Raw genomic sequence first — 24,165 nt, 5'->3', positions numbered from 1 at the left:
AGCTTATCCTCGTAAAGTCGCCGTTAAACCTTTGCTTTGCGCGTAATGCTGCGCGAAAGTGAGCAGTTCAGGGGCGGCAAGGGGTTTATCCGGGGCGGTATAGGGCTGACCAAGTAATTGATATTTGTTCATTCCCAGCGTGTGATAGGGCAGGAAGTGAATTTCCCCGACCTTTAAACGGTCAGCGGCAAAATCGGTAATGGCGGTAATATCGGCTTCGTTAGCGTTAAAACCCTGAATCAGCGGTACGCGAATGATGAGCTTCTTTCCCGCCTGCGCGACCCGTTGCAGGTTTTCCAGCACCCGGTGGGCGCTGCCGTCGGTCCACTGACGGAAAATGGCTTCATTGACATGCTTCAGGTCGGCGAGAAACAGGTCGATAAAAGGCAGGGAAGGTTCAACGTATTTCCACGGTACGTGCAGGCAGGTTTCGACCGCGGTGTGGATCCCCGCGCTGCGGCTGGCGGCAAACAACTGGCGGGCCAGTTCCGGGTTCATAAATGGCTCGCCGCCGGAAAGGGTGACGCCGCCGCCGCTGCGATCGTAAAAGGGTTTATCCCGCAATACCGTGGTCATAATCTCTTCGACGCTTTTCTCTTCGCCGCAGACCGTTAATGCCGTCGTCGGGCAGCAGTCGCGCAGCTTGCCGATATGCGCAGCGGTGAGCTTTTCCCGGTGGATAATCAGGCCATCCAGCGTGCGGGTCATCACATCCGGCGCGGCCTGTTGGCAGAGATCGCAGCCGTCAAGGCAAAGACGAGCGTCATACAACAAATCCGCCGCGCGGGCGCGGCTTTCAGGGTTCTGGCACCAGCGGCAGCCCAGCGAGCAACCTTTGAGGAACACGACGGTGCGGATCCCCGGGCCATCATGGGTTGAGTAACGCTGAATATTGAAGATCATATTTCACCCTTTATTTTGCATTTGAAGATTAAATGACTTTCGAATGAAAGTTACATTGATATAAGTCAACAAGCCGGGTGAGGGATAAAAGCAGGAGGGAAAAGTCGCGGGCGGTCACAAATAATCCGGCGGAAAGTACCGCCGGAGAGGGGCTAAGGCGTACCGCACACCTCACATTGCGGATTCCGCAGCAGCTTCATTTCGCGAAACTGGCAGCGCATCGCGTCATACATCACGATTTTGCCGACAGCGGGGCTGCCGTAGTGGGTCAGTATCTTAATGGCTTCCATCGCCTGTAACGAACCAATGGTGCCGACCAGCGGCGCCATTACTCCTGCTTCGACGCAGGTAAGGGTGTTTTCGCCAAACAGGCGGCTCAGACAGCGGTAGCAGGGTTCGTTTTCTCCCCAGGTAAAGACGCTGATTTGCCCTTCCATACGAATCGCAGCCCCGGAAACCAGCGGCGTTTTATGGCGGAAACATCCGGCGTTAAGCTGGTTGCGGATAGAAACATTATCGGTACAGTCGAGCACCAGATCGTGGGCGGCGATTTGCGCCGATAGCGCCTCTTCTTCCAGCAATGCGTTTAGCGTCGTGAGCTTAACGTTGGGATTAATTCGCGCCAGCGCCGCGCGGGCTGAGTTAACCTTCGGCTGACCGATGGCGGCATCGCTGTGCAGGATCTGGCGCTGAAGGTTGGAGAGCGACACGGTGTCGAAATCGAGCAGGGTGAGCTGACCGACGCCAGCCGCCGCCAGATATTGCGCGGCAGCGCAGCCGAGCCCGCCCAGGCCAACAACCAGTATGCTGGAGGCTTTCAACTGCTCCTGACCGTCAAAATCGAAATCGCGCAGAATGATTTGTCGGTTATAGCGCAGCATTTCCGCATCGCTCAGCTCTGTGCCCATTACACTCCTCCGAACAGATGATTAAACGGCTCAACTTCTACCCATTCACCCGCTTCAACGTTGCCGCGTTCGCGCTCCAGCACGATAAAACAGTTGCCGAGACTAAATGAACTGAAAATATGCGAGCCCTGGTGGCCGGTGCTGTTCACCACCAGTTCCCCGTCCGGGTTGCGTTGCAGCACGCCGCGCTGAAAATCGAGGCGCCCCGGCGATTTTTTCAGAGGTGAAGCGGCGCGCACGCGCAGACGCATCGCTTGTGACTGCCCGATGTTGCCGGATAGCTTCGCCAGCAGCGGCTGTACCAGTTGATAGAAGGTCAGCGTGGCGGAAACCGGGTTGCCCGGCAGACCGCAGAACCAGCTGTGGCTGAGTTTGCCGAAAGCGAAAGGTTTGCCCGGTTTAATCGCCAGCTTCCAGAAGGCGATTTCACCCAGTTCTTCAAGGATCGTTTTCGTGTAGTCCGCCTCGCCGACAGAAACGCCGCCGGAGCTAATGACCACATCTGCCTGTTGGTCTGCCTGAATAAAGGCTTCGCGCAGTTTGGCCGGATCGTCGGGAATAATGCCGAGGTTAATGACCTCGCAGCCCAGCGCCTGCAGCATCAGATGCACTGCCAGACGGTTGGTATCGTAAATCTGCCCGTCGGCGAGCGGCTGCCCCGGTAGCTGTAGCTCATCGCCGGTGGAGAAAACCGCGACGCGCACTTTACGTATCACGGTAACCTCAGCGATCCCCAGCGAGGCTAATACCGGCAGTTCGGCGACGGTCAGACGGGTTCCGGCAGGGAAAACGACCGCACCGCAGGCAATATCTTCCCCAAGACGGCGAATGTTCTGCCCGTTTTTCACCGGGGCGATAAAGCGAATGCCGGTATCGGTTTGTTCGGTCTGCTCCTGCATGACCACCGCATCACAGCCCTCCGGCACGGACGCGCCGGTCATAATACGGATACAGGTATTTGCGGGCCAGACGCCGTGAAAAGGCTGACCCGCGAAGGCTTTGCCCGCCACCGGCAGCACCGCGCCGTCGGTGAGTTCCACCAGGCGTACGGCATAACCATCCATCGCCGAGTTATCAAAACCGGGAACGTTAAGTGGTGAAATAATGTCATGGGCGGTCACGCGCGAAAAGGCCTGCAACAGCGGTACGTTTTCCGTCGCATCCAGCGGCGTAATACGATTGAGCATCTGGGTCAGGGCTGTGTCGAGCGGCATCAGTCCGGCGGTAAAATCCATGGTTTTCTCCTGCGGGCAAACATCGAAAACGCCTATTATGGCAGAAAAGAGAGGCGGGCTATATGCCATCTGAGTACAAGCTTTACATCAATGTCTGCTCTTTCTATATTCAAAAATTGTATAGGACTGTCAGCAAGATAATGATATTTATACACGTTATCTTTTAAGCTGCTTCTTTGTCGGCTGAGCTCAGAACTCCCTGTTACATAGTTATCTATGCTTCTGGGGATTTCTTCCTTTGTCGCTTTGATGCATCTCGAATGATTGTGTGTATACACTTTATGGTTAAGGAATGGCGCAATGGGTAAGGCGGTTATAGCAATTCACGGCGGCGCGGGGGCGATTACCCGCGCCCAGATGACGCCGGAACGCGAACAGGAGTATGTGGCGGCGCTGTCGGCGATTGTCGATAGCGGACAAAAAATGCTGGCTGCCGGGGCCAGTGCGCTGGATACGGTGACCGAGGCGGTTCGACTACTGGAGGAGTGCCCATTATTTAACGCCGGTATTGGTTCAGTGTTTACCCGCGATGCCACTCATGAGCTCGATGCCTGCGTGATGGATGGCTACAGTTTACAGGCGGGAGCCGTCGCGGGAGTGAAACATTTACGTAATCCGGTGCTGGCGGCGCGTCTGGTGCTGGAACAAAGCCCGCACGTGTTGCTGATTGGCGAAGGCGCGGAAAACTTTGTCGCTTCCCACGGTATGACGCGAGTGGAAAACGATCTGTTTTCGACGCCCGATCGCCTGTTACAGCTACGGCGGGCGCAGGAGGGCGGCGATATCGTGCTCGATCATCACGCCGCTCCGCTGGATGAGCGGCACAAAATGGGCACCGTCGGCGCGGTGGCGTTGGATCTGGCGGGTAACCTTGCGGCGGCGACCTCAACCGGCGGGATGACCAATAAGCTACCGGGGCGCGTCGGCGATAGCCCGCTGCCGGGAGCGGGCTGTTACGCCAATAACGCCAGCGTTGCCGTTTCCTGTACCGGCACCGGCGAGGTTTTTATACGCGCGCTGGCGGCTTACGATATTTCGGCGCTGATGGGGTACAGCCATCTTAGTCTGCAGGAGGCGTGTGAGCGGGTAGTGATGGAGAAGCTACCCGCGCTGGGCGGTAGCGGCGGCCTGATTGCCATCGACAGAGAAGGCAACGTTGCGCTGCCGTTTAATAGCGAAGGCATGTACCGGGCCTGGTGTTATGCGGGTGATACGCCCACGATTGGTATTTATCGCGAATAAGAGGAAAGGGCGTTGCTGCAGAGTCAAGAAATCGAAGCTAATGATGTTCTGCAGGTGCGCGGTCTGAACGTCGCGTTTAACCAGCAGCAGACTTTTGTCGCCGTTCGCAACCTCTCATTCACTCTGCGGCGAGGCGAGACGCTGGCGATTGTCGGGGAGTCTGGTTCGGGGAAATCGGTCACCGCGCTGGCATTAATGCGCCTGCTCGATCGGACGACCAGCGAAGTACGCAGTGATGCGCTGTTGCTGCGTCGTCGTAACCGACAGGTGATTTCGCTCAGCGAACAGTCTGATGCGGCCATGCGCAGAGTGCGCGGCGCGGATATGGCAATGATCTTTCAGGAGCCGATGACGTCGCTGAATCCGGTGTTCACTATCGGCGAACAGATTGCCGAGTCGATCCGCCTGCATCAAGGCTTAAAGCATGATGAGGCGCTTCGCGAAGCGAAAAAGATGCTCGATCAGGTGCGGATACCAGAAGCGGAAACGATGCTTTCGCGCTATCCGCATCAGCTCTCCGGTGGGATGCGTCAGCGGGTGATGATCGCCATGGCGTTATCGTGCCGTCCGGCGGTGCTGATTGCCGACGAACCTACCACCGCGCTGGACGTGACCATCCAGGCGCAGATTTTACAGCTGATCGCCGTCCTGCAAAAAGAGATGGCGATGGGCGTTATCTTTATAACTCATGATATGGGCGTGGTGGCCGATATCGCCGATCGCGTACTGGTGATGCATCGTGGTGAAGCGGTGGAAACCGGTAGCGTTGAAGCCATTTTTCGCGCGCCGAAGCACCCTTATACTCAGGCGCTGCTGGCGGCTGTGCCGCGACTGGGCGCGATGCATGGCAGCGATCTGCCGCGTCGTTTTCCGTTATCAAACCAAAGTGTGGAGGAAGAGGGGCAGAATACCGTCGTTGCCGGTGAACCGATTCTTTCAGTCCGCGATCTGGTGGCGCGCTTCCCGCTGCGCAGCGGTATTCTCAATCGTATTACCCGTGAGGTGCATGCGGTTGAAAAAGTCAGCTTTGATTTATGGCCTGGCGAAACCTTAAGCCTGGTGGGGGAGTCCGGCTGCGGTAAATCCACGACCGGCCGGGCGCTGCTGCGGCTGGTGGAAACCCAGGGCGGGAGTATTACTTTCAACGGCCAGCAAATCGATCGCCTGACAGGTAGTCAGCTTCAGGCGTTGCGCCGCGATATTCAGTTTATTTTCCAGGATCCTTACGCCTCGCTTGATCCGCGGAAAACGGTGGGTTATTCGATTATGGAGCCGCTACGCGTGCATCGGCTGCTGGCAGGTGATGCAGCCCGTGAACGCGTGGCCTGGCTACTGGAGCGCGTCGGGCTGGAGCCGGAGCACGCGTGGCGCTATCCGCACGAGTTTTCTGGCGGCCAGCGGCAGCGCATCTGTATTGCCCGCGCGCTGGCGCTCAATCCGAAGGTGGTTATCGCCGATGAATCGGTATCGGCGCTGGATGTGTCGATTCGCGCGCAAATTATCAACCTGATGCTCGATTTACAGCGTGAGATGGGCATCGCATTTCTGTTTATTTCCCATGATATGGCGGTGGTTGAGCGAATCAGCCATCGGGTGGCGGTAATGTATCGCGGGCGCATTGTTGAGATTGGCCCGCGCCGCGCCGTGTTTGAACAGCCGCAACACCCTTATACCCGGAAATTGATGGCCGCCGTTCCGGTGGCCGATCCGGCGCATCGTCATCCGCAGCGCATACTGCTCTCCGACGAACTGCCGGGCAATATCTACCAACGAGGGGAAGCGGGGATCGGTACGCCGTTACAGCAGGTCGGGCCAGGGCATTTTGTGGCCAGAGAACCTGTCGCCGACGTACTGGCAAGATAACAACGACATCAATAACGCAGCATTTCAGGAGAACAACATGACTCAACGTGTTTCAGGTAAATGGCTGTTGGCAATAAGCATCGCTTCGGCGCTGGTCGCGACGCCAGCGTTTGCCGCAAAAGATGTGGTGGTGGCGGTCGGTTCTAACTTTACGACCCTCGACCCGTACGACGCCAACGATACGTTATCGCAGGCGGTGGCGAAGTCCTTTTATCAAGGGTTGTTCGGTCTTGATAAAGACATGAAACTGCAAAACGTGCTGGCGGAAAGCTATACCGTTTCCCCGGACGGGCTGGTTTATACCATCAAGCTGCATTCGGGCGTGAAGTTCCAGGACGGTACTGATTTTAATGCCGAAGCGGTTAAGATCAATCTCGATCGCGCCAGCAACCCGGACAATCACCTCAAGCGCTATAATCTGTATAAAGATATCGCCAGCACCGAAGCGGTTGACCCGACAACGGTGAAAATCACCCTCAAACAGCCTTTCTCCGCGTTTATTAATATCCTGGCCCATCCGGCGACGGCGATGATTTCTCCGGCGGCACTGAAGAAATACGGTAAAGAGATTGGTTTTCATCCGGTCGGCACCGGTCCGTATCAGCTCGACACCTGGAATCAGACCGATTTTGTTAAAGTGAAGAAGTTTGCTGGCTACTGGCAGCCGGGATTACCAAAACTGGATTCCATCACCTGGCGTCCGGTGGTGGATAACAACACCCGTGCGGCGATGTTGCAGACCGGCGAAGCGCAGTTTGCTTTCCCGATCCCTTATGAGCAGGCCCCGCTGCTGGCGAAGAACAGTAAGCTGGAGCTGGTGACCAGCCCGTCCATTATGCAGCGCTATATCAGCATGAACGTGACGCAGAAGCCGTTTGATAATCCGAAAGTACGCGAGGCGATTAATTACGCGATCAATCGTCAGGCGCTGGTGAAAGTGGCTTTTGCGGGCTATGCCACCCCGGCGACCGGCGTGGTGCCGCCATCGATTGCGTATGCTGTAAGCTTCCCCGCCTGGCCATACAATCCGGCGAAAGCGCGTGAGCTGCTGAAAGAAGCGGGTTATCCGAATGGTTTTAGCACCACGCTATGGTCGTCGCATAACCACAGTACCGCGCAGAAAGTACTGCAATTCACCCAGCAGCAGCTGGCGCAGGTGGGGATTAAAACGCAACTGACGGCGATGGACGCAGGGCAACGCGCGGCGGAAGTGGAAGACAAAGGGCAGAAAGAGAGCGGTGTACGGATGTTCTATACCGGCTGGTCAGCGTCGACCGGCGAAGCCGACTGGGCGCTGTCGCCGCTGTTTGCTTCGCAAAACTGGCCGCCCACTCTGTTTAATACCGCGTTCTACAGCAATCCTCAGGTTGATAAAGATCTGAAGGAGGCGCTGAAAACCACTGACACGCAGGAAAAAGCGCGGCTTTATAAGGATGCGCAGGACATCATCTGGAAAGCGTCGCCGTGGGTGCCGCTGGTGGTGGAGAAACTGGTCTCGGCGCACAGTAAAAATTTGACCGGGTTCTATATCCAGCCGGATACGGGATTTAGCTTCGATCACGCGGATCTGCAGTAGTCTCCCCGTGATATTTCACATTGCAGATGTATTGGCTACAAATAGACGGTCGATTGATGAGTACGGGCCGCATTCTGGGATGTCTAAACCTGTTTCAGGCCGGTGTGTTGCCCGTCCTGGTCACTTGCTTACGTTGGTGACCAGGATTTACGCATTTACCGCTATTCTGCAGTATGACCTGTTCAGGGATAGCCATCGCTCCCTGACACAGGCTGTGGGTAGGTTGCGCAAGGAGAAGCATGTTCAATTATGTAATTAAACGCCTGCTGGGGCTGATCCCGACGCTACTGATTGTGGCGGTGCTGGTGTTTTTGTTTGTGCATATGCTGCCCGGTGACCCGGCGCGGTTGATTGCCGGACCGGAAGCGGATGCGCAGGTGGTGGGCATGGTGCGCCAGCAACTGGGGCTCGACCAGCCGCTGTATGTTCAGTTCTGGCACTATATCAGCAATATTTTGCAAGGGGATTTTGGCACCTCGATGGCTTCGCGCCGTCCGGTGAGCAGCGAAATCGCCAGCCGTTTTATGCCCACGCTCTGGCTGACGCTCGCCAGTATGAGCTGGGCGGTTTTGTTTGGTATGGCGACGGGAATTGTGGCGGCGGTCTGGCGTAATCGCTGGCCGGATCGTCTCGGCATGGCGCTGGCGGTTACCGGGATCTCATTTCCGGCGTTTGCGCTCGGTATGCTGCTGATGCAGGTTTTTTCCGTCGAACTGGGCTGGTTGCCGACCGTGGGGGCCGATAGCTGGCGGCATTATATTTTGCCTTCGTTGACGCTGGGCGCGGCGGTGGCGGCGGTGATGGCGCGCTTTACCCGTGCGTCGTTCGTCGATGTTCTGCATGAAGACTACATGCGTACCGCCAGGGCGAAAGGCGTACGCGAAACGCTGGTGGTGCTTAAACATGGCCTGCGTAATGCGATGATCCCGGTGGTGACCATGATGGGCCTGCAGTTCGGTTTTTTGCTCGGCGGTTCAATCGTGGTGGAGAAGGTCTTTAACTGGCCTGGGCTGGGGCGTTTGCTGGTGGATTCAGTGGAGATGCGCGACTATCCGGTGATCCAGGCGGAAGTACTGCTGTTTTCTCTGGAATTTATTCTTATCAATTTAGTGGTGGATGTACTGTATGCCGCCATTAATCCGGCTATCAGGTATAAGTAAGGTGCGATTGCTCAACTGGAGAAGACAAGCGATTATCGACGCGATGCCGGGGGTGAAACCTGGACAGATACGTACGCCGTGGCATGAGTTCTGGCGGCGTTTCCGCCATCAACCGGTGGCGGTGGGGGCGGGGATATTTGTTCTGCTGCTGATTGCGGTGGCGATCGTTGCGCCGTGGATTGCGCCGTTCGATGCGGAAAACTATTTTGACTACGATCGGCTCAATGATGGACCGTCGATGACGCACTGGTTCGGCGTTGACTCGCTGGGGCGGGATATTTTTAGCCGGGTACTGGTCGGGGCGCGGATCTCGCTGGCCGCTGGCGTGCTGGCGGTACTGATTGGCGCAGCGATCGGCACTGTGCTCGGGCTGCTGGCTGGATATTACGAAGGCTGGTGGGATCGTATCATTATGCGCATCTGCGATGTGCTATTTGCTTTCCCCGGCATTTTGCTGGCCATTGCCGTGGTGGCGGTGATGGGCAGCGGGATGTCAAACGTGATCATTGCGGTGGCGATCTTTTCGATCCCGGCATTCGCGCGCCTGGTGCGCGGCAATACCCTGGTGCTTAAACAGCAGACGTTTATCGAGTCGGCGCGCAGTATTGGCGCCAGCGATGCCAATATTCTGTTTAATCACATCCTGCCCGGTACGGTATCGTCGATTGTGGTCTATTTCACTATGCGCATCGGGGTATCGATTATCTCTGCCGCCAGTCTTTCGTTTCTTGGCCTCGGCGCGCAGCCGCCGACCCCGGAGTGGGGGGCGATGCTCAATGAGGCACGGGCGGATATGGTGATGGCGCCGCACGTAGCGCTGTTCCCGGCGATTGCCATTTTTCTCACCGTGCTGGCGTTTAATCTGCTTGGCGACGGCCTGCGCGATGCGCTGGATCCGAAGATAAAAGGGTAACGGGAAGCTGAGTAGGCGGGCGGTTGTCGTCGGGGTTATTCCCGGCCAGAACCACAGGTCGGATAAGATATAAGCCACCACTGGATGCGGTGGCTTATATGCCCGGCGGCGCTAACTGGCGCTTACCGGGCCTGGGGAGCGGCGTCGTTTTGTCGCCCTGGATAATTTCAGAAAGCGGAATTAAACCCGGCTGCCCCACAGGTCGTATTCGTCGGCGTGTTCCACTTTTACCCGCACAATGTCGCCGGGCCTGAGTTTGTTTTCCCCGTTCAGATACACCGCGCCGTCGATTTCCGGCGCATCAGCCATACTGCGGCCAATCGCCCCTTCGTCATCGACTTCGTCAATCAGGACCAGAATCTCGCGGCCGATTTTTTCCTGCAGGCGCTCGGCGGAGATCTGCTGCTGAAGCTGCATAAAACGGTTCCAGCGCGCTTCTTTGACCTCTTCCGGCACCTGATCCGCCAGTTCGTTGGCGGTCGCGCCTTCTACCGGGCTGTATTTGAAACAGCCAACGCGATCCAGACGGGCTTCTTTCAGGAAGTCGAGTAGCATCTGGAAGTCTTCTTCCGTTTCGCCAGGGAAGCCGACGATAAAGGTGGAGCGCAGGGTCAGCTGCGGGCAGATTTCACGCCACTGTTTGATGCGCGCCAGCTGGCGGTCAACGGCGCCGGGTCGCTTCATCAGCTTCAGAATTCGCGGGCTGGCGTGCTGTAACGGGATGTCCAGATATGGCAGAATCTTGCCTTCCGCCATTAACGGGATGACGTCATCCACGTGCGGGTACGGATAGACGTAGTGCAGGCGCACCCAGATACCCAGTTCTGCCAGCGCTTCGCACAGGCTCACCATGCTGGTTTTTACCGGCATGCCGTTGTGGAAACCGGTGCGATGCTTCACATCGACGCCGTAAGCAGAGGTGTCCTGAGAAATCACCAGCAGCTCTTTTACTCCGGCATCCGCCAGACGTTTGGCTTCAGCCAGCACTTCACCAATCGGACGGCTGACAAGGTCGCCGCGCATTGACGGAATAATACAGAAGGTGCAGCGATGGTTGCAGCCTTCGGAGATTTTCAGGTAGGCGTAATGGCGCGGCGTCAGCTTAACCCCCTGTTCCGGCACCAGGCTCAGGAACGGGTTGTGCTTCGGCTTCGGCGTGTAGTGATGGACATGCTCAAGCACCTGCTCGTAGCTGTGCGGACCCGTGATTTCCAGTACCTTCGGATGCACTTCGCGGATCTGATCTTCTTTCGCGCCCAGGCAGCCGGTGACAATCACTTTGCCGTTTTCTTTCAACGCTTCGCCAATCGCTTCCAGAGACTCCTGCACGGCGCTATCGATAAAGCCGCAGGTATTAACGATAACCATATCGGCGTTTTCGTAGGTCGGAACGACGTCATACCCTTCGGTGCGCAGTTCTGTCAGGATACGTTCTGAGTCCACGAGGTTTTTCGGGCAGCCCAGAGAGACAAAGCCGATTTTCGGCTGATGGGTGACATTGCTCATAGCTTAAAAAGTGTTCAGTTATTGGGATGATGAGGGCAGGGATTCTACCGGGATTGGCAGAAAGTTTATACTAGTTTTCTTGTTCGCGCCGCGCGATAAGTTTTTCTTTTTATGCGGATGATTTTCCTTAATCGGCCCCCGAATAAGAATATCAACTTAATGTTTGCAACGGATAGCAGACCTCCTTGCGAGGCCCGTTTTTTGCGTTGACCGCGACACCGAGCGGGAAAAACACGCTTTATCATCGTTGCAACATTGTAAATGATGTTAATGGCTTGAGGATTATTGATCTCACGCATCCTTTTGTACAAAAAATAGCCATATTATAAACAGGGTAAAGGATGACAGAGGAGGGCCTGTGATGACCGTTGACAGACGATATCGTAACCTGATGAATAAGCTGATTAACGCCAATATTGACATTGATGCTTATCTGCAGTTGCGTAAAGCAAAAGGCTATATGTCAGTCAGCGAAAACGACCATCTGCGTGATAACTTGTTTGAATTGTGTCATGAAATGCGTGAACACGCACCGCTCCTGCAGTACGCCGTCACGCCGGAGGAAAGGGAATCCTTGCGACTTGCGTGTGAGGCCGTTGCTTCTGCGGCCATATGCCTGATGAGTGGGCATCATGACTGCCCGGCTTACATTGCTATCAACGTAGATAAGCTGGAACGCTGTCTGGCGGTATTGACGTTAAATATTCATAAATTGAATGCGTTAGCGCCAGTTACCCATGCCTGAAACCGGGGGGAGCGTGCTCCCCCTTATTAATGTTATGTAAAAATCTATTTCTGTTTCCCCACGCTGGCTACTCTTATCAGCATCGCTGACACGAGGAGTATGCCATGCGCCAGACCGTTACCCTGATTGCTCTTTCCGTGCTGTTGTTTCCCGCCGCTTCCGCTGCTGCCGGTGAACGGGTTGACGTGCTGCAGAACCAGCTTGAACACCCGTGGTCGCTGGCCTTTCTTCCCGATGACCAGGGAATACTGATTACTCTCCGTGGAGGAGAACTCAGACACTGGCAGCAGGATAATGGCCTCTCAACTCCGCTATCCGGCGTCCCGCAGGTGTGGGCCCACGGTCAGGGCGGTCTGCTGGATGTGGCGCTGGCGCCTGACTTTCCCCAGTCACGCCGGGTCTGGCTAAGCTATGCCGAAGGTGGTAACGAGGGGAAAGCCGGGACCGCCGTGGGCTATGGCCGACTGAGCGAGGATCGCCTGAGCCTGGAACACTTCAGGGTTGTTTTTCGCCAGCAACCGAAGCTGTCAACCGGAAATCATTTTGGCGGGCGGCTGGTGTTCGACGGTCATGGCCATTTATTTATCGGGTTAGGGGAAAATAATCAGCGTTCGACCGCTCAGGACCTGGACAAGCTACAGGGAAAAGTGGTGCGCCTGACGGAGGAGGGTAATGTTCCGGCGGATAACCCGTTTGTCGGTCAGTCCGGCGTCAGGCCGGAGATCTGGGCTTATGGCATCCGCAATCCGCAAGGAATGGCGATGAATCCGTGGAGCGATACGCTATGGCTGAATGAGCACGGGCCACGCGGCGGCGACGAGATTAATATTCCGCAAAAAGGCAAGAACTACGGCTGGCCGCTGGCGACACATGGCATTAACTATAGCGGCTTGCCGATCCCGGAGGCGAAAGGCAAGGTGGTGGCGGGAACCGAAGCGCCGCTGTTTGTCTGGGAAAAATCTCCGGCGGTGAGCGGTATGGCCTTTTATCATGCGCAGAGGTTCCCGCAGTGGCAACATAAGCTGTTTATCGGCGCGCTGAAGGATGAGTCGTTGATTGTGTTGAATGTTGATGGCGATAAGGTGACTGAACAGGCGAGAATTTTGCGCGATCGCGGTAAACGCATCCGCGATGTGCGCGTTGGACCCGATGGTTATCTGTATGTCTTAACCGACGAATCCAACGGCGAACTGCTGAAGGTGAGCCCGACGGGCTAAATCAGGTCACCGGGATCGCGATCACATCGCGCCAGGACTGACGCGCGCTAATTTGCTGATACCAGCGCTGCAGATGCGGGCGCGGTTGCCAGGTTTTCACCGTTTCCAGCAGGTTATAAACGAACGGTGCGACGGCGATGTCGCCCAGGCCGAAGGCGTCGCCTGAAAGCCATTGATGTTGCGCCAGTTCGCCATCAAGAATAGCGAACAGCGTCTCGCAGTGCGCGATAGCCGCGTCGATTGCGTCAGGATCGCGCTTTTCCGGCGGCGTTCTTACCAGTCCCATTAAAACCGGCCGATGGGCGGGAGAGAGCGAACCATTGGCCCAGTCCATCCATTTTTCGCCCTGCGCGCGCTCGGCTGGCGACTCAAGCCACAGTCGATTCTGACCATATTGCGCGGCCAGGTAGCGAATAATGGTATTCGATTCCCAGAGCACAATGCCGGTAGACGCATCTTTCAGCAGCGGCACCAGACCATTAGGATTCATGGCCAGATATTCAGGATCACGATTCAGGCCGAACTCCAGGCCTGCCAGAATTTGCTGATACGGGAGATCAAGTTCATCCAGTACCCAGCGAACTTTCTTCACATTGGTCGAGTTATTTCTGCCCCACAGCGTAATCATATTGGTACATGCCTTTTATTAAGTCGCCATTACGGCGTTGTGAGCATTCATGTTGCAATAAAGTTAATCTATATACCCATCATACTTCAAGCTGCATCTTTGTTCGCTGCCTGAACAGGCCCTGCCTGCGTCCTGATGCTGGTCAGTTAAGGGGTGTCAGTTGTGTTTATGGCTGGCTGAGCGGTTCTGTCGATCGGTGGTTCTGGCGAGCATGACGCATTTTTCGTTTTCACCCATTCAGATTCCGTGGTCTGTTCCGTTCACGATAAATTCGCGGATATTCGTTATATCCACAGCGTGTGAACGGGCAGGGGGACGTTTCGCCCGTCCCCCTGCACCCCCGGCATTGCGCTGAAAACCTGCCGCTGCGCGGTCCGCTCCACTCCGGCTTCATCTGGCGGACCGGGCGGGACTCGACGCTACTCGTCCCATCCCTGGGACTCGCCCTTCCAGGGCCAGCGCAAGCGCTGTTCAAAATTGCTCCCGGCAATTTTGTCCCTGTCTCGACCCGCCCTCTGGCCGCCGTCCTGGCGGCCAGTCCTGGATGCGCGCCTGCGTTCCCGCCAGGTTTCCTTGATGCGCCCAACCCCCATGCGGTGAGTCCGTTATTCGTCAGGGGCTTTTCAGAGGCTGAAAATCATAAAAAAAGTTATATCCTTTATATTTCAGCCCGTAGTATCAGATCAGTAAGTGAATCAACCGAATCAGATTTTCGTTTAAACCACCGATAATGCGATTGCCACAGGCAAATAAAAAAAGACAACACCGATGATTTGCTTAAGTGAACGGCATTACTGTCTGCGTCCTGGTTGTACGCGCCGGATATGTGTATCGTTCCGGTATGACGCATCCTGGCGAGGCGAGGCCGTTCAAACGGATAGCCGTTTTGTAAGGTAACTTGAATTATTTTGCGTATTAGCCATCATGATCAAAAAATTGCTCGGTTTGCAGCAACAGGCGAGATTATTGCGTAAACTTTAGCAACTCGCTGTTTCTTTAAGGTCATTTGTACGCTGTACTCACCGATCGCAGCGGCGCGGAAGAGTGTGGCGGCATATTTTTGTTTGGAATGGATACTTGGGTGGCTCTTATGAAGCATGATGCATTTTCCCTTCGCGGCATGGTGACAGGCTGCGCGCTTTTATTTTTCGCTGCGCCTGCGCTACAGGCTGCTGAACAACTCCCTGATGCCCCATCAATTGATGCCCGCGCCTGGATCCTGATGGACTATGACAGCGGAAAAGTGCTCAGCGAAGGCAATGCCGATGAAAAACTGGACCCGGCAAGTCTGACTAAAATCATGACCAGCTACGTTGTCGGCCAGGCGTTAAAGGCGGGTAAGATTAAGTCTACCGATATGGTGACGATTGGACGCGATGCGTGGGCAACAGGAAATCCGGCGCTGCGCGGTTCTTCGGTGATGTTCCTCAAACCGGGCATGCAGGTGTCGGTGGACGATCTTAATAAGGGCGTGATCGTTCAGTCCGGTAATGACGCCTGTATCGCGATTGCTGATTATGTCGCGGGCAGCCAGGATGCGTTTATCAGCCTGATGAACGGCTATGCGAAGAAGCTGGGCCTGACTAACACCACGTTTATGACCGTACACGGCCTTGATGCGCCGGGGCAGTTCAGTACCGCCCGCGATATGGCGTTACTCACCAAAGCGATGATTCATGATGTTCCGGAAGAGTATGCTATTAACAAAGTGAAAGAGTTTACCTTCAATAAAATCCGTCAGCCGAACCGCAATCGTCTGCTGTGGAGTACTAACCTCAATGTCGATGGCGTGAAAACCGGGACAACGGCTGGCGCAGGTTATAACCTGGTCTCTTCGGCGACGCAAAACGGCATGCGCCTGATTGCCGTGGTACTGGGAACCAAAACTGACCGCATCCGTTTTAATGAATCGGAAAAGCTGTTGACCTGGGGCTTTCGGTTTTATGAGACCGTGACGCCGATTAAACCTGATGCGACCTTTATTACCCAGCGCGTCTGGTTCGGCGACAGCAATGAAGCGAAACTGGGGGCGGGCGACGCCGGTTCTATTACGTTGCCGAAAGGCCAGTTGAAAAACCTCAAGGCCAGCTACACGCTGAATGACGCGCAGCTGACAGCGCCGCTGGCTAAAGGGCAGGTTGTTGGCACGATTGACTTCAAACTCAATGATAAGACCATTGAGCAGCGGCCGCTGATTGTGATGGAAGCGGTAAAAGAAGGCGGTTTTTTCAGCCGGATGCTTGATTTCGTGCTGATGAAACTGCACGGCTGGTTTGGTGGCTGGTTCTCGTAACAGGCAGGCCGCGCCCTGCGGGGCGCGGTTAGCGATTAGTAAAGCAGGGAAATCTGTTTTTCTTTCGCCAGCGCGAGCAAATCGTCATTCGGGCAAACATCGCTGGCAATCACGTCAAACTGTGATAAATCCCCCATCCGCGCGGGCCGGACTTTAGCGAATTTACTGTGATCGACGACCAGCACGTGATAGCGGGCGTTTTTCATCGCCCAGTGTTTCACCGGCAGCTCTTCGAGGTTAAAGCAGGTTGCTCCCTGCTCGCAGTCGATACCGGCGGCGGAATAGAACGCGATATCCGGGCAAAGATGGCTTAGCGTATCCTGCAGGCTCAGTGGTTTAAAAATTGCGTTGCTGGCGTGAAATTCGCCGCCGCATAAAATTGCCCGACACTGGGGTTTTTCCTGCAAGGAAAGAAAGGTGTTGAGCGAATAGCATACCCCGGTAAAGGGCAGGGCGTTGTCAATGGCGTCAATTATCCACGGTGTGGTTGTCCCACAGTCGAAAAAAGCCATCTGATGGGCCTTAAGCAGCTTTGCCGCATGGCGGGCGGCGCGGCGTTTTTCATCCACCAGTCGCGTTTTCTGATCGCTCAGCAGGTAGTGCGTCGCGCTGCGCGGTTCCAGCACGATATAACCGCCGAGCAAAACTACCGGGCCATTGTGGCCGTTGAGATCGCGACGAATGGTCATTTCCGACACACCAAGCAGGGTTGCCGCCTCTTTCAGATGGAGTTTATCACTGCGCTTGAGTGCCTGAATAAGCTGACTGATACGTTCGTCACGACGAGTTTCCATATTCCCTCTACGCTGAAAGCGCCCTGCACAGACAGGGCGTCAGCGGCGATTTTACCTGCCGGAAAAGGGTTAGTCACGCGCAGGCGCTGGGTCCGTCCGTAAGTACCGCCTGGTCCGAAAGGCGCTTATCCGCGTACCCAGCCTTTACGAATCGGTAGCGAAAATAACAGGTGGTACAGCCGTTGCAGATGTGGGTAACACGTATTTCCCCCGCTTTGCCACAATAACTGGGCGCTCAGACAGGCACTCATCGCGGTAAGTAACCCGCCCAGCATATCCATCGGCCAGTGAACACCGAGATAAACTCTGGACCAGGCAATCGCGCAGGCCATGCCGATAAGCAATGCGCCTGACCACAGCCGATGCCAGAACATAAACGCCAGCGCGAAGGTAAAGCCGAGTGTACCGTGATTGCTTGGGAAGGAATTATTCGGCGAATGATGCAGGAAGTTATAGCCGATACCGGCGGCAAACGGACGCTGATGGGGAAAAAGAAGGCCAAATAGCCAGGAAAGCGTGAGGCTAACGGCCAGCGCCATTATCACCTTACATACCAACTGGCGCTGATTTGGCCCCCAGAACCATAAGCCGAATACCCATAATGGCATAATAATAATCAGGTCTTTGGCGATAAACGTCGCGGTTTCAATTGCCCACCAGGGGGAAGCAGGGGTTGCATTAAGTAAGGCAAACAGCGCGTAGTTAATATTTTCCAGCATACATCCAGGCTCTTTAATTCGTTAGCAACAAACCGCTCACCTTAAAAAACGGTATCGATAAGGTAAAGCAGTATTGTCTTAATTGTCAGACTGTTATGCATAAACCGGCCAGTAAGCTTCATCAACAGACCGATGAAGGGAGTATATAGCGTGTCATTTAATTGCAACATAAACGAAATATACACAGCGGAATTTTTCTTTGCAGAGGACATCGTTATCCCGGAGGAAAAAGTTTTCATCGCTACTCACAATTCGCTATCTCCCGGGCACGACTTTCATTAAACTTTGCGCGGTTTTATTTAAATAAGAGATTTCATGCACAATTATTCGCTTGCGGGCAAACGCCTCGGACGTCAGGCGCTGCTCTTTCCGCTGTGCCTGGTGTTATATGAATTCTCCACTTATATCGGCAACGACATGATCCAGCCGGGAATGCTCTCGGTCGTGGACGCGTTTGGCGTTGGCAATGAGTGGGTGCCGACCTCAATGACTGCCTATCTGGCGGGCGGTATGTTCTTACAGTGGCTGCTGGGCCCGCTTTCGGATCGCATTGGCCGTCGTCCTGTGATGCTGACCGGCGTCGTATGGTTTATTGCGACCTGTCTGGCGACGCTGCTGGCACAAACGATTGAACAGTTCACGCTATTGCGCTTTTTGCAGGGCATCAGCCTCTGTTTCATCGGCGCGGTCGGCTATGCGGCAATTCAGGAGTCTTTTGAAGAGGCGGTTTGCATCAAGATCACCGCCCTGATGGCGAACGTCGCGCTGATTGCGCCGCTACTCGGGCCGCTGGTAGGCGCCGCCTGGGTTCACTTTCTGCCGTGGGAAATGATGTTTGTCCTGTTCGCCGTGCTGGCGACGATCGCGTTCGTCGGGCTACAGCGCGCGATGCCGGAAACCGCCACACGGCAGGGCGAAAAGCTATCGGTAAAAGCGCTGGGGCGTGATTATCGCGACGTGCTGAAAAACCGACGCTTTGTCGCTGGCGCGCTGGCGACCGGTTTTGTCAGCCTGCCGCTGCTGGCATGGATCGCCCAATCGCCGGTGATTATTATCAGCGGTGAGCAGGCGACCAGCTACGAGTATGGCCTGTTGCAGGTGCCGATTTTCGGCGCGTTGATTGCCGGTAATCTGGTTCTGGCGCGCCAGACATCGCGCAAGACGGTGCGCTCGCTGATTATCCTCGGCGGCTGGCCGATTATCACCGGGCTGCTGATTTCGGCGGCGGCGACGGTGGTTTCGGCGCATGCTTATCTGTGGATGACCGCAGGGCTGAGCGTTTATGCCTTCGGTATTGGTCTGGCGAACGCCGGGCTGGTGCGCCTGACGCTCTTCGCCAGCGACATGAGCAAGGGGACGGTGTCGGCGGCAATGGGTATGCTGCAGATGCTGATTTTTACCGTAGGGATCGAAGTCAGCAAACACGCCTGGGAATTCGGCGGCAGCGGGCTATTCAGCCTGTTAAATCTGCTGAGCGGAGCGTTGTGGCTGGTGATGACGGCTTATTTCCTGAAGGATAAGCGTGCGGGCAATTCTCGCGAGCCGCAGTAATCCTCTTGTTGACCTGTTGCGATGTTGGCATCGCAACAGGCATTGTCCCCTCAGCGGCGGATTAACCATTTTCGATAACAGGTTCAGGCTGTGGCTTAGCCACCGCCCGGGCGACGATGGCCGCGATCAGCACTAATGCCAGCACCACCATCATGGCGCTGCGCAGGCCGAAGTGTTCGCCGAGGAAACCCAGCAGCGGCGGCCCGACAAGAAAGGCGAGATAGCCGGTAATCGCCACCACGCTGACGCGCTTCGGCGCATTGGGGCCGGTATCGCTGGCGGCGGAAATGGTCAACGGGAAACCCAGTGACGCGCCGAGACCCCAAAGCAATACGGAGAGACCGGCGATCCACGGACTATCGACAAAAATAATCAGGCCAATGCCCAGCGCGCCCATGATGGCGCTGGCGCGGACAACCGCGACCCGGCTGTAGCGGTCGATAAACCAGCCGCCGGTAAAACGGCCGATGGTCATCCCGAGGGTGAAACCCGCGTAAATGAGGGAGCCGGACGTTGGGCTGAAGCCGTGGCCGTCAACCATCAGCAGCGGTAGCCAGTCGTTGGCGGAACCTTCGGCAAACGCCATCGCCAGCACGATCACGCCAATCAACAGCAACTGGATATCGCGCCATATCGGCATGCCTTTGCCTTCATGATGTGCGGCTTCCGCGGCATTTTTGCCGGTACCATCAGGAATGGCGCGAATCGCGATAGCGACAGGGGCGATAGCCGCCAGCGCCGCCAGCAGAATATGCAGCGTGGCGGGCAGGCCGAAGCCCGTCACCGCCATACCTATTCCGGCGCCAATCAGCGTGCCAAAGCTATAGAACCCATGCATCATTGGCAGGACGGTTTTCTTCATTTCACGTTCAACGGCTGCGCCTTCGACGTTAATTGCCACCTCGACGGAACCAAAGCTGGCGCCAAAGATAGCTAAGCCAGCCGCAAACAGCACGGCTGAGTTGACCCATAGCGCGGCGCTGAGCACCAGCATTCCAGCCACTGCGCAGGACATCGTGGCGCGAATGACTTTACGGGTGCCAAATCGATTAACCAGCCACGCCGAGCAGAGAATGCCGCTCATGGAGCCTATTGACAGGCCAAAGAGAACAATGCCCATCTCTGCCGTGGAGAGCGCAAGCCGATCGCGAATTGCCGGCGTGCGGGTTGCCCATGAGGCCATCAACAATCCGGGAATAAAAAAGAAGGTGAATAGCGCCCACAGCCGTAGCTGGAGGGCTCTACGGGAGGTTTGCGCTGTCATCCGTAAATGCCTGTGAGTAAAGAGATGGCGACAACAGTAGCAAATTTGTGTACATTTGTACATAAATCTGATTTACCGCTGACCGTCTTTCCGTGACCGTAGCGTGTTGATTTACCCTGAGGAATTTTTTAAACGCGCCGCGTGACTGGGCGTTTATTTGCATGAAAGAGGAAAATTGATGGCCCGTCGACCGAACGATCCGCAGCGCCGGGAGCGCATATTACAGGCGACGCTGGACACTATCGCTATCCACGGCATCCATGCGGTAACCCACCGGAAAATCGCCACATGCGCCGGTGTGCCCTTGGGCTCGCTGACGTACTATTTCAGCGGTATTGAGGCACTGGTCGAAGAAGCGTTCCGTCTGTTTACTGACCAGATGATGGCGCAGTATCAGCAGTTTTTTGCCGCTGTCAGTACCCGCGAGCAGGCATGTGACGCTATTGCCGGGATGATTTTCAGCGCTCAGGTCACCACTGCGCGCAATATGAAATTGATGTACCAGCTTTATGCATTTTGCAGCAGCCAGCCAACGTTAAAAGCGGTGATGCAGAACTGGATGCTACGGAGTCAGAAAACCCTGGAGCAGTGGTTTGAACCGGCGACGGCCCGCGGGCTGGATGCCTTTATCGAGGGGATGACGCTGCACTTTGTGACCGACAGCGCGCCGCTCTCAAAAGAGGCGATTCGCCTGATGGTGGGCAGACTGGCGGGGGAGTGAGCGGGGCGCAGAAAACAAAAAACCCATCAACCTTGAACCAAATTGGCGGGGTTGATGGGCTCCACAAAATGGGGACATCAAAGAAAAGCAGTGGCACTACTTATGACTGATGCCGTGAAAAAAAGTTCTGCGTATGTGCGTTTTTTTTCTGAAAAATTTACCGCAACCCTGGCCAGATGATGACAATCAGCGTACCCGCCAGGGTTAGCAGCACGTTAGCGATGGCATAGGTTCCGGCGTATCCCAGCGCGGGAATGTTGCTGCGTGCGGTATCGCTGATGATTTCCATCGCCGGAGCGCAGGTACGGGCGCCCATCATTGCGCCGAAGAGCATCGCACGGTTCATTCGCAAAATATACGCGCCGAACAGGAAGCAGATCACGACCGGCACCAGACTGACGATAAGCCCGGCTGCCAGCATCTGGCCGCCGACGGCGCCAAGACCGTTGTTAATCCCCGCACCGGCGCTGAGGCCGACCCCGGCCATAAACACCATTAGCCCGAACTCTTTCACCATATTCAGCGCGCCCTGAGGGATATAGCCGAACGTCGGGTGGTTAGCACGCAGGAAGCCGAGCATAATCCCGGCAAACAGCAGACCAGCAGCATTCCCGATACCGAAGCTAAATGAGCTGAACTGGAAGGTGATCATGCCGATCATCAGGCCAACGATAAAGAAAGCGCAGAAGGCGAGCAGGTCGGTCACCTGGCTGTGAATGGAGATAAAGCCGATACGGTCCGCCACGGTTTTAACGCGACGGGCATCGCCGCTGACCTGTAAAACATCGCCCTTATTGAGCACCACGTTATCGTCAATCGGCATTTCGATCTGGCTGCGAATAACCCGGTTTAAGAAGCAACCGTGATCGGTGAGCTTCAGTTGCGCCAGCCGACGACCGACGGCGTTGTGGTTTTTTACCACGATCTCTTCGGTGACGATACGCATATCCAGCAGGTCGCGGTCGAAGACCTCTTTGCCGTTACGAAAGCTGGGATCGAGACGGGCATGGGCGTCCGGATAGCCCACCAGCGCAATATCATCGCCCATTTGCAGCACCGCATCGCCGTCCGGGTTGGCCAGAATGCCGTTACGGCGAATACGCTCGATATAGCAGCCGGTCTGGCGGTAAATACCCAGTTCGCGCAGATTTTTACCATCAGCCCATGCCACCAGTTCCGGGCCGACGCGATAGGCGCGGATCACCGGCAGATAGACCTTGCGCCGGGAGTCGGTATCAAGACCACGCTCACGGGCGATTTGCTGGGCGCTGGTTTGCAAATCCTGATGCTGCAATTTCGGCATATAGCGCGCGCCGACGATCAGGCTCACCAGGCCGATCAGATAGGTCAGGGCATAGCCGAGGCTGAGATGATCGAGCGAGACGGCAAGCTGGTCGCGGGCCATGCCGAAGTGGCGTAGCGTATCCCCGGCGCCAACCAGCACCGGCGTTGAGGTCATGGCGCCGGCCAGCATGCCGGCCGTCAGACCGATATCCCAGCCAAATAACTTGCCCAGCCCCATGGCGATCAGCATGGCGCTGCCCACCATGACCAGCGCGAGCATCAGGTAATTTTTGCCATCGCGAAAAAAAATAGAAAAAAAGTTGGGGCCTGCTTCGACGCCAACACAAAAAATAAACAGCATAAAGCCGAGATTCAGGGCATCAGTGTTAATTGTGAAATGCTGCTGGCCTAATAATAGGGAAACGACTAAAACGCCAATAGAATTACCAAGTTGTACCGGCCCGAGACGCAGTTTCCCGAGGCAGAGACCTAATGCAAGCACAACGAACAGTAACAGGATGTAATTCCCGTTTAACAAATCTGCGACGTTTATATTCACGAAAGCCAACTTCTCATTTACTAGTAAGCTATTGAAGAAAATGGTTATTTTATCTAAGGTTGATCCAGTGTTCTTGTTGTCCTGAACGCTATTCTGGCATCCCAATTATAACCAGTAAAATATAGCCGCTAGTTTAATCTTTCCTGGGGACTGCGGCTAGTCACAATCGTTTTTGCATCTACAGGATCTTATATTGGCAGGAATTGCCAGAATCTTTATCTGACTGGACGAAGTGGACGTTAGCTAGAGGTAAAATCAGGAGGATGTGGTGAAAGCTGAGCGTGCCTGGGCGGGTATTATCTGCGGGTTCTTTCTATTTATCGTGGTCTGTTTGTCATTGCTGTTTTATATGAAAGGCGCCTTTCCGACGACCGGGAATCCGGAGTTCGGGCTGCTGTTTTTTTTACTGCCCGGCGCGGTGGCAAGCGGCCTCTCTCCAGGGCAGCGGGTACTTTACCCGCTGCTCGGGGCGATACTGGCTGTTCCTGTCTGTCTGACGGTAATGCGGCTTTTCTTTGTAACTCAGCGCTCTGTCTGGCAGGAACTGGCGTGGCTGTTCAGCGCGGTATTCTGGTGTGCGCTGGGCGCCCTCTGTTTCTTGTTTATTTGCGCCTGGCTGAGTACCAGACGCAGGCACTCGTCAGAAGAGTGAGTCTCAGGCAAACAGGCCGAGATTCTCCTTCGCCCAGGCTTCAAAATCGGTGCAGCCGCCGATGTGTTTCTGGTCGACAAAAATCTGCGGTACCGTTTCAACCGGTTTTCCCACAGTTTTTTCCAGATCGGCTTTGCTGATGCCTTCGGCGTGAATATCAATGTAACGATAGTTAAAATCATCGCGCTCATTGCTCAGTTTTTCTGCCAGCTCTTTGGCGCGAACGCAATACGGGCAACCGGGACGGCCAAAAATGACGGTAAACATAGTCTCTCTCCTTTATTCTCTGCCTGATGGCGAATGGCGCGTATCATGCCGTGTTATGCCGGTGAGGGAAAGAAGGTTCTGCCTTTTGCTTTGATGGCTTATGCTTATGTTTGATAAATATTTTGCTGATGAAACCGCTATACTGGCCCGACAGGCGCGTCGTAT

Annotated in this window: 21 protein-coding genes; 11 read left to right on the top strand and 10 right to left on the bottom strand. The window is 55.4% G+C overall.

Annotation, left to right across the window (positions count from 1 at the left end):
• Window positions 1-3: 3 nt before the first annotated feature.
• The 3 genes from FN037_RS04280 to moeA all read right to left on the bottom strand — a co-directional run bounded on the left by FN037_RS04280 (window position 4) and on the right by moeA (window position 3,046).
• Complete coding sequence (locus FN037_RS04280; RefSeq protein WP_142501604.1) at window positions 4-903, bottom strand: glycyl-radical enzyme activating protein; 900 nt, start codon at window positions 901-903, stop codon at window positions 4-6.
• A 152-nt stretch (window positions 904-1,055) separates the two neighbouring features.
• Entirely contained in the window at window positions 1,056-1,811 is a 756-nt protein-coding gene (moeB, locus tag FN037_RS04275; protein WP_142501603.1) for a molybdopterin-synthase adenylyltransferase MoeB, read from the bottom strand.
• Window positions 1,811-3,046 carry a molybdopterin molybdotransferase MoeA gene (moeA, locus tag FN037_RS04270; RefSeq protein WP_142501602.1) on the bottom strand — a complete coding sequence of 412 codons (1,236 nt, stop codon included), beginning with the start codon at window positions 3,044-3,046 and terminating at the stop codon, window positions 1,811-1,813. The genes moeB and moeA overlap by 1 nt, the downstream gene beginning before the upstream one ends.
• 300 nt (window positions 3,047-3,346) lie before the next feature.
• On the opposite strand from moeA, the gene iaaA reads away from it, so the two are divergent.
• From iaaA to gsiD, 5 genes are all read left to right on the top strand, one after another.
• Entirely contained in the window at window positions 3,347-4,288 is a 942-nt protein-coding gene (gene iaaA, locus FN037_RS04265; RefSeq protein ID WP_142501601.1) for a beta-aspartyl-peptidase, read from the top strand.
• A gap of 12 nt (window positions 4,289-4,300) precedes the next feature.
• Window positions 4,301-6,151 (top strand): glutathione ABC transporter ATP-binding protein GsiA, encoded by a 1,851-nt coding sequence (gsiA, locus tag FN037_RS04260; protein ID WP_142501600.1) that lies wholly within the window; start codon window positions 4,301-4,303, stop codon window positions 6,149-6,151.
• A gap of 37 nt (window positions 6,152-6,188) precedes the next feature.
• Entirely contained in the window at window positions 6,189-7,727 is a 1,539-nt protein-coding gene (gsiB, locus tag FN037_RS04255) for a glutathione ABC transporter substrate-binding protein GsiB (RefSeq protein ID WP_142501599.1), read from the top strand.
• Window positions 7,728-7,966: 239 nt separating this feature from the next.
• Entirely contained in the window at window positions 7,967-8,887 is a 921-nt protein-coding gene (gene gsiC / locus FN037_RS04250) for a glutathione ABC transporter permease GsiC (RefSeq protein WP_142501598.1), read from the top strand.
• Between the two features lies 1 nt (window position 8,888).
• On the top strand, window positions 8,889-9,800 hold the full coding sequence (gsiD, locus tag FN037_RS04245; protein ID WP_138360538.1) for a glutathione ABC transporter permease GsiD: 912 nt from the start codon (window positions 8,889-8,891) through the stop codon (window positions 9,798-9,800).
• A gap of 180 nt (window positions 9,801-9,980) precedes the next feature.
• Here the strand turns inward: gsiD and rimO are convergent, their stop codons facing one another.
• Window positions 9,981-11,306, bottom strand: coding sequence for a 30S ribosomal protein S12 methylthiotransferase RimO (rimO, locus tag FN037_RS04240; RefSeq protein ID WP_138360537.1), 1,326 nt, complete (start codon window positions 11,304-11,306; stop codon window positions 9,981-9,983).
• 361 nt (window positions 11,307-11,667) lie between these two features.
• Between rimO and bssR the strand changes: the two genes are divergently transcribed.
• Entirely contained in the window at window positions 11,668-12,051 is a 384-nt protein-coding gene (gene bssR, locus FN037_RS04235; protein WP_142501875.1) for a biofilm formation regulator BssR, read from the top strand.
• Between the two features lie 104 nt (window positions 12,052-12,155).
• Window positions 12,156-13,268, top strand: a complete 1,113-nt coding sequence (locus tag FN037_RS04230) for a PQQ-dependent sugar dehydrogenase (RefSeq protein WP_142501597.1) — start codon at window positions 12,156-12,158, stop codon at window positions 13,266-13,268.
• A gap of 1 nt (window position 13,269) precedes the next feature.
• Here the strand turns inward: FN037_RS04230 and FN037_RS04225 are convergent, their stop codons facing one another.
• On the bottom strand, window positions 13,270-13,896 hold the full coding sequence (locus FN037_RS04225; RefSeq protein WP_138360535.1) for a glutathione S-transferase family protein: 627 nt from the start codon (window positions 13,894-13,896) through the stop codon (window positions 13,270-13,272).
• 1,090 nt (window positions 13,897-14,986) lie between these two features.
• On the opposite strand from FN037_RS04225, the gene dacC reads away from it, so the two are divergent.
• Window positions 14,987-16,189 (top strand): serine-type D-Ala-D-Ala carboxypeptidase, encoded by a 1,203-nt coding sequence (gene dacC / locus FN037_RS04215; RefSeq protein ID WP_138360404.1) that lies wholly within the window; start codon window positions 14,987-14,989, stop codon window positions 16,187-16,189.
• Window positions 16,190-16,224: 35 nt separating this feature from the next.
• Here dacC and deoR read toward each other — a convergent pair whose 3' ends face one another.
• Entirely contained in the window at window positions 16,225-16,983 is a 759-nt protein-coding gene (deoR, locus tag FN037_RS04210; RefSeq protein ID WP_138360405.1) for a DNA-binding transcriptional repressor DeoR, read from the bottom strand.
• Window positions 16,984-17,108: 125 nt separating this feature from the next.
• The gene (gene ybjG, locus FN037_RS04205) at window positions 17,109-17,702 is read right to left on the bottom strand and encodes an undecaprenyl-diphosphate phosphatase (protein ID WP_142501595.1); all 594 of its coding nucleotides are present in this window, start codon (window positions 17,700-17,702) and stop codon (window positions 17,109-17,111) included.
• A gap of 315 nt (window positions 17,703-18,017) precedes the next feature.
• Here ybjG and FN037_RS04200 point away from each other — a divergent pair, with 315 nt between their 5' ends.
• Window positions 18,018-19,253, top strand: coding sequence for an MFS transporter (locus tag FN037_RS04200; protein ID WP_142501594.1), 1,236 nt, complete (start codon window positions 18,018-18,020; stop codon window positions 19,251-19,253).
• A gap of 61 nt (window positions 19,254-19,314) precedes the next feature.
• On the opposite strand, the gene FN037_RS04195 is transcribed toward FN037_RS04200, so the two are convergent.
• Complete coding sequence (locus FN037_RS04195) at window positions 19,315-20,517, bottom strand: MFS transporter (protein ID WP_138360408.1); 1,203 nt, start codon at window positions 20,515-20,517, stop codon at window positions 19,315-19,317.
• A gap of 178 nt (window positions 20,518-20,695) precedes the next feature.
• Here FN037_RS04195 and FN037_RS04190 point away from each other — a divergent pair, with 178 nt between their 5' ends.
• Entirely contained in the window at window positions 20,696-21,238 is a 543-nt protein-coding gene (locus FN037_RS04190; RefSeq protein ID WP_142501593.1) for a TetR/AcrR family transcriptional regulator, read from the top strand.
• Between the two features lie 157 nt (window positions 21,239-21,395).
• On the opposite strand, the gene FN037_RS04185 is transcribed toward FN037_RS04190, so the two are convergent.
• Window positions 21,396-23,081, bottom strand: coding sequence for an aspartate:alanine antiporter (locus FN037_RS04185; RefSeq protein WP_138360410.1), 1,686 nt, complete (start codon window positions 23,079-23,081; stop codon window positions 21,396-21,398).
• 268 nt (window positions 23,082-23,349) lie between these two features.
• Between FN037_RS04185 and FN037_RS04180 the strand changes: the two genes are divergently transcribed.
• Window positions 23,350-23,733, top strand: coding sequence for an inner membrane protein YbjM (locus FN037_RS04180; protein WP_138360411.1), 384 nt, complete (start codon window positions 23,350-23,352; stop codon window positions 23,731-23,733).
• A 3-nt stretch (window positions 23,734-23,736) separates the two neighbouring features.
• Here the strand turns inward: FN037_RS04180 and FN037_RS04175 are convergent, their stop codons facing one another.
• Entirely contained in the window at window positions 23,737-24,000 is a 264-nt protein-coding gene (locus tag FN037_RS04175; protein WP_004100567.1) for a GrxA family glutaredoxin, read from the bottom strand.
• Window positions 24,001-24,165: the final 165 nt, after the last annotated feature.

The sequence above is a fragment of the Klebsiella sp. 2680 genome, assembly GCF_900198535.1.
GTDB lineage: Bacteria > Pseudomonadota > Gammaproteobacteria > Enterobacterales > Enterobacteriaceae > Klebsiella > Klebsiella indica.
The sequence above is the reverse complement of the archived record's forward strand: the minus strand, read 5'-3'. Positions and strand labels throughout refer to the sequence as shown.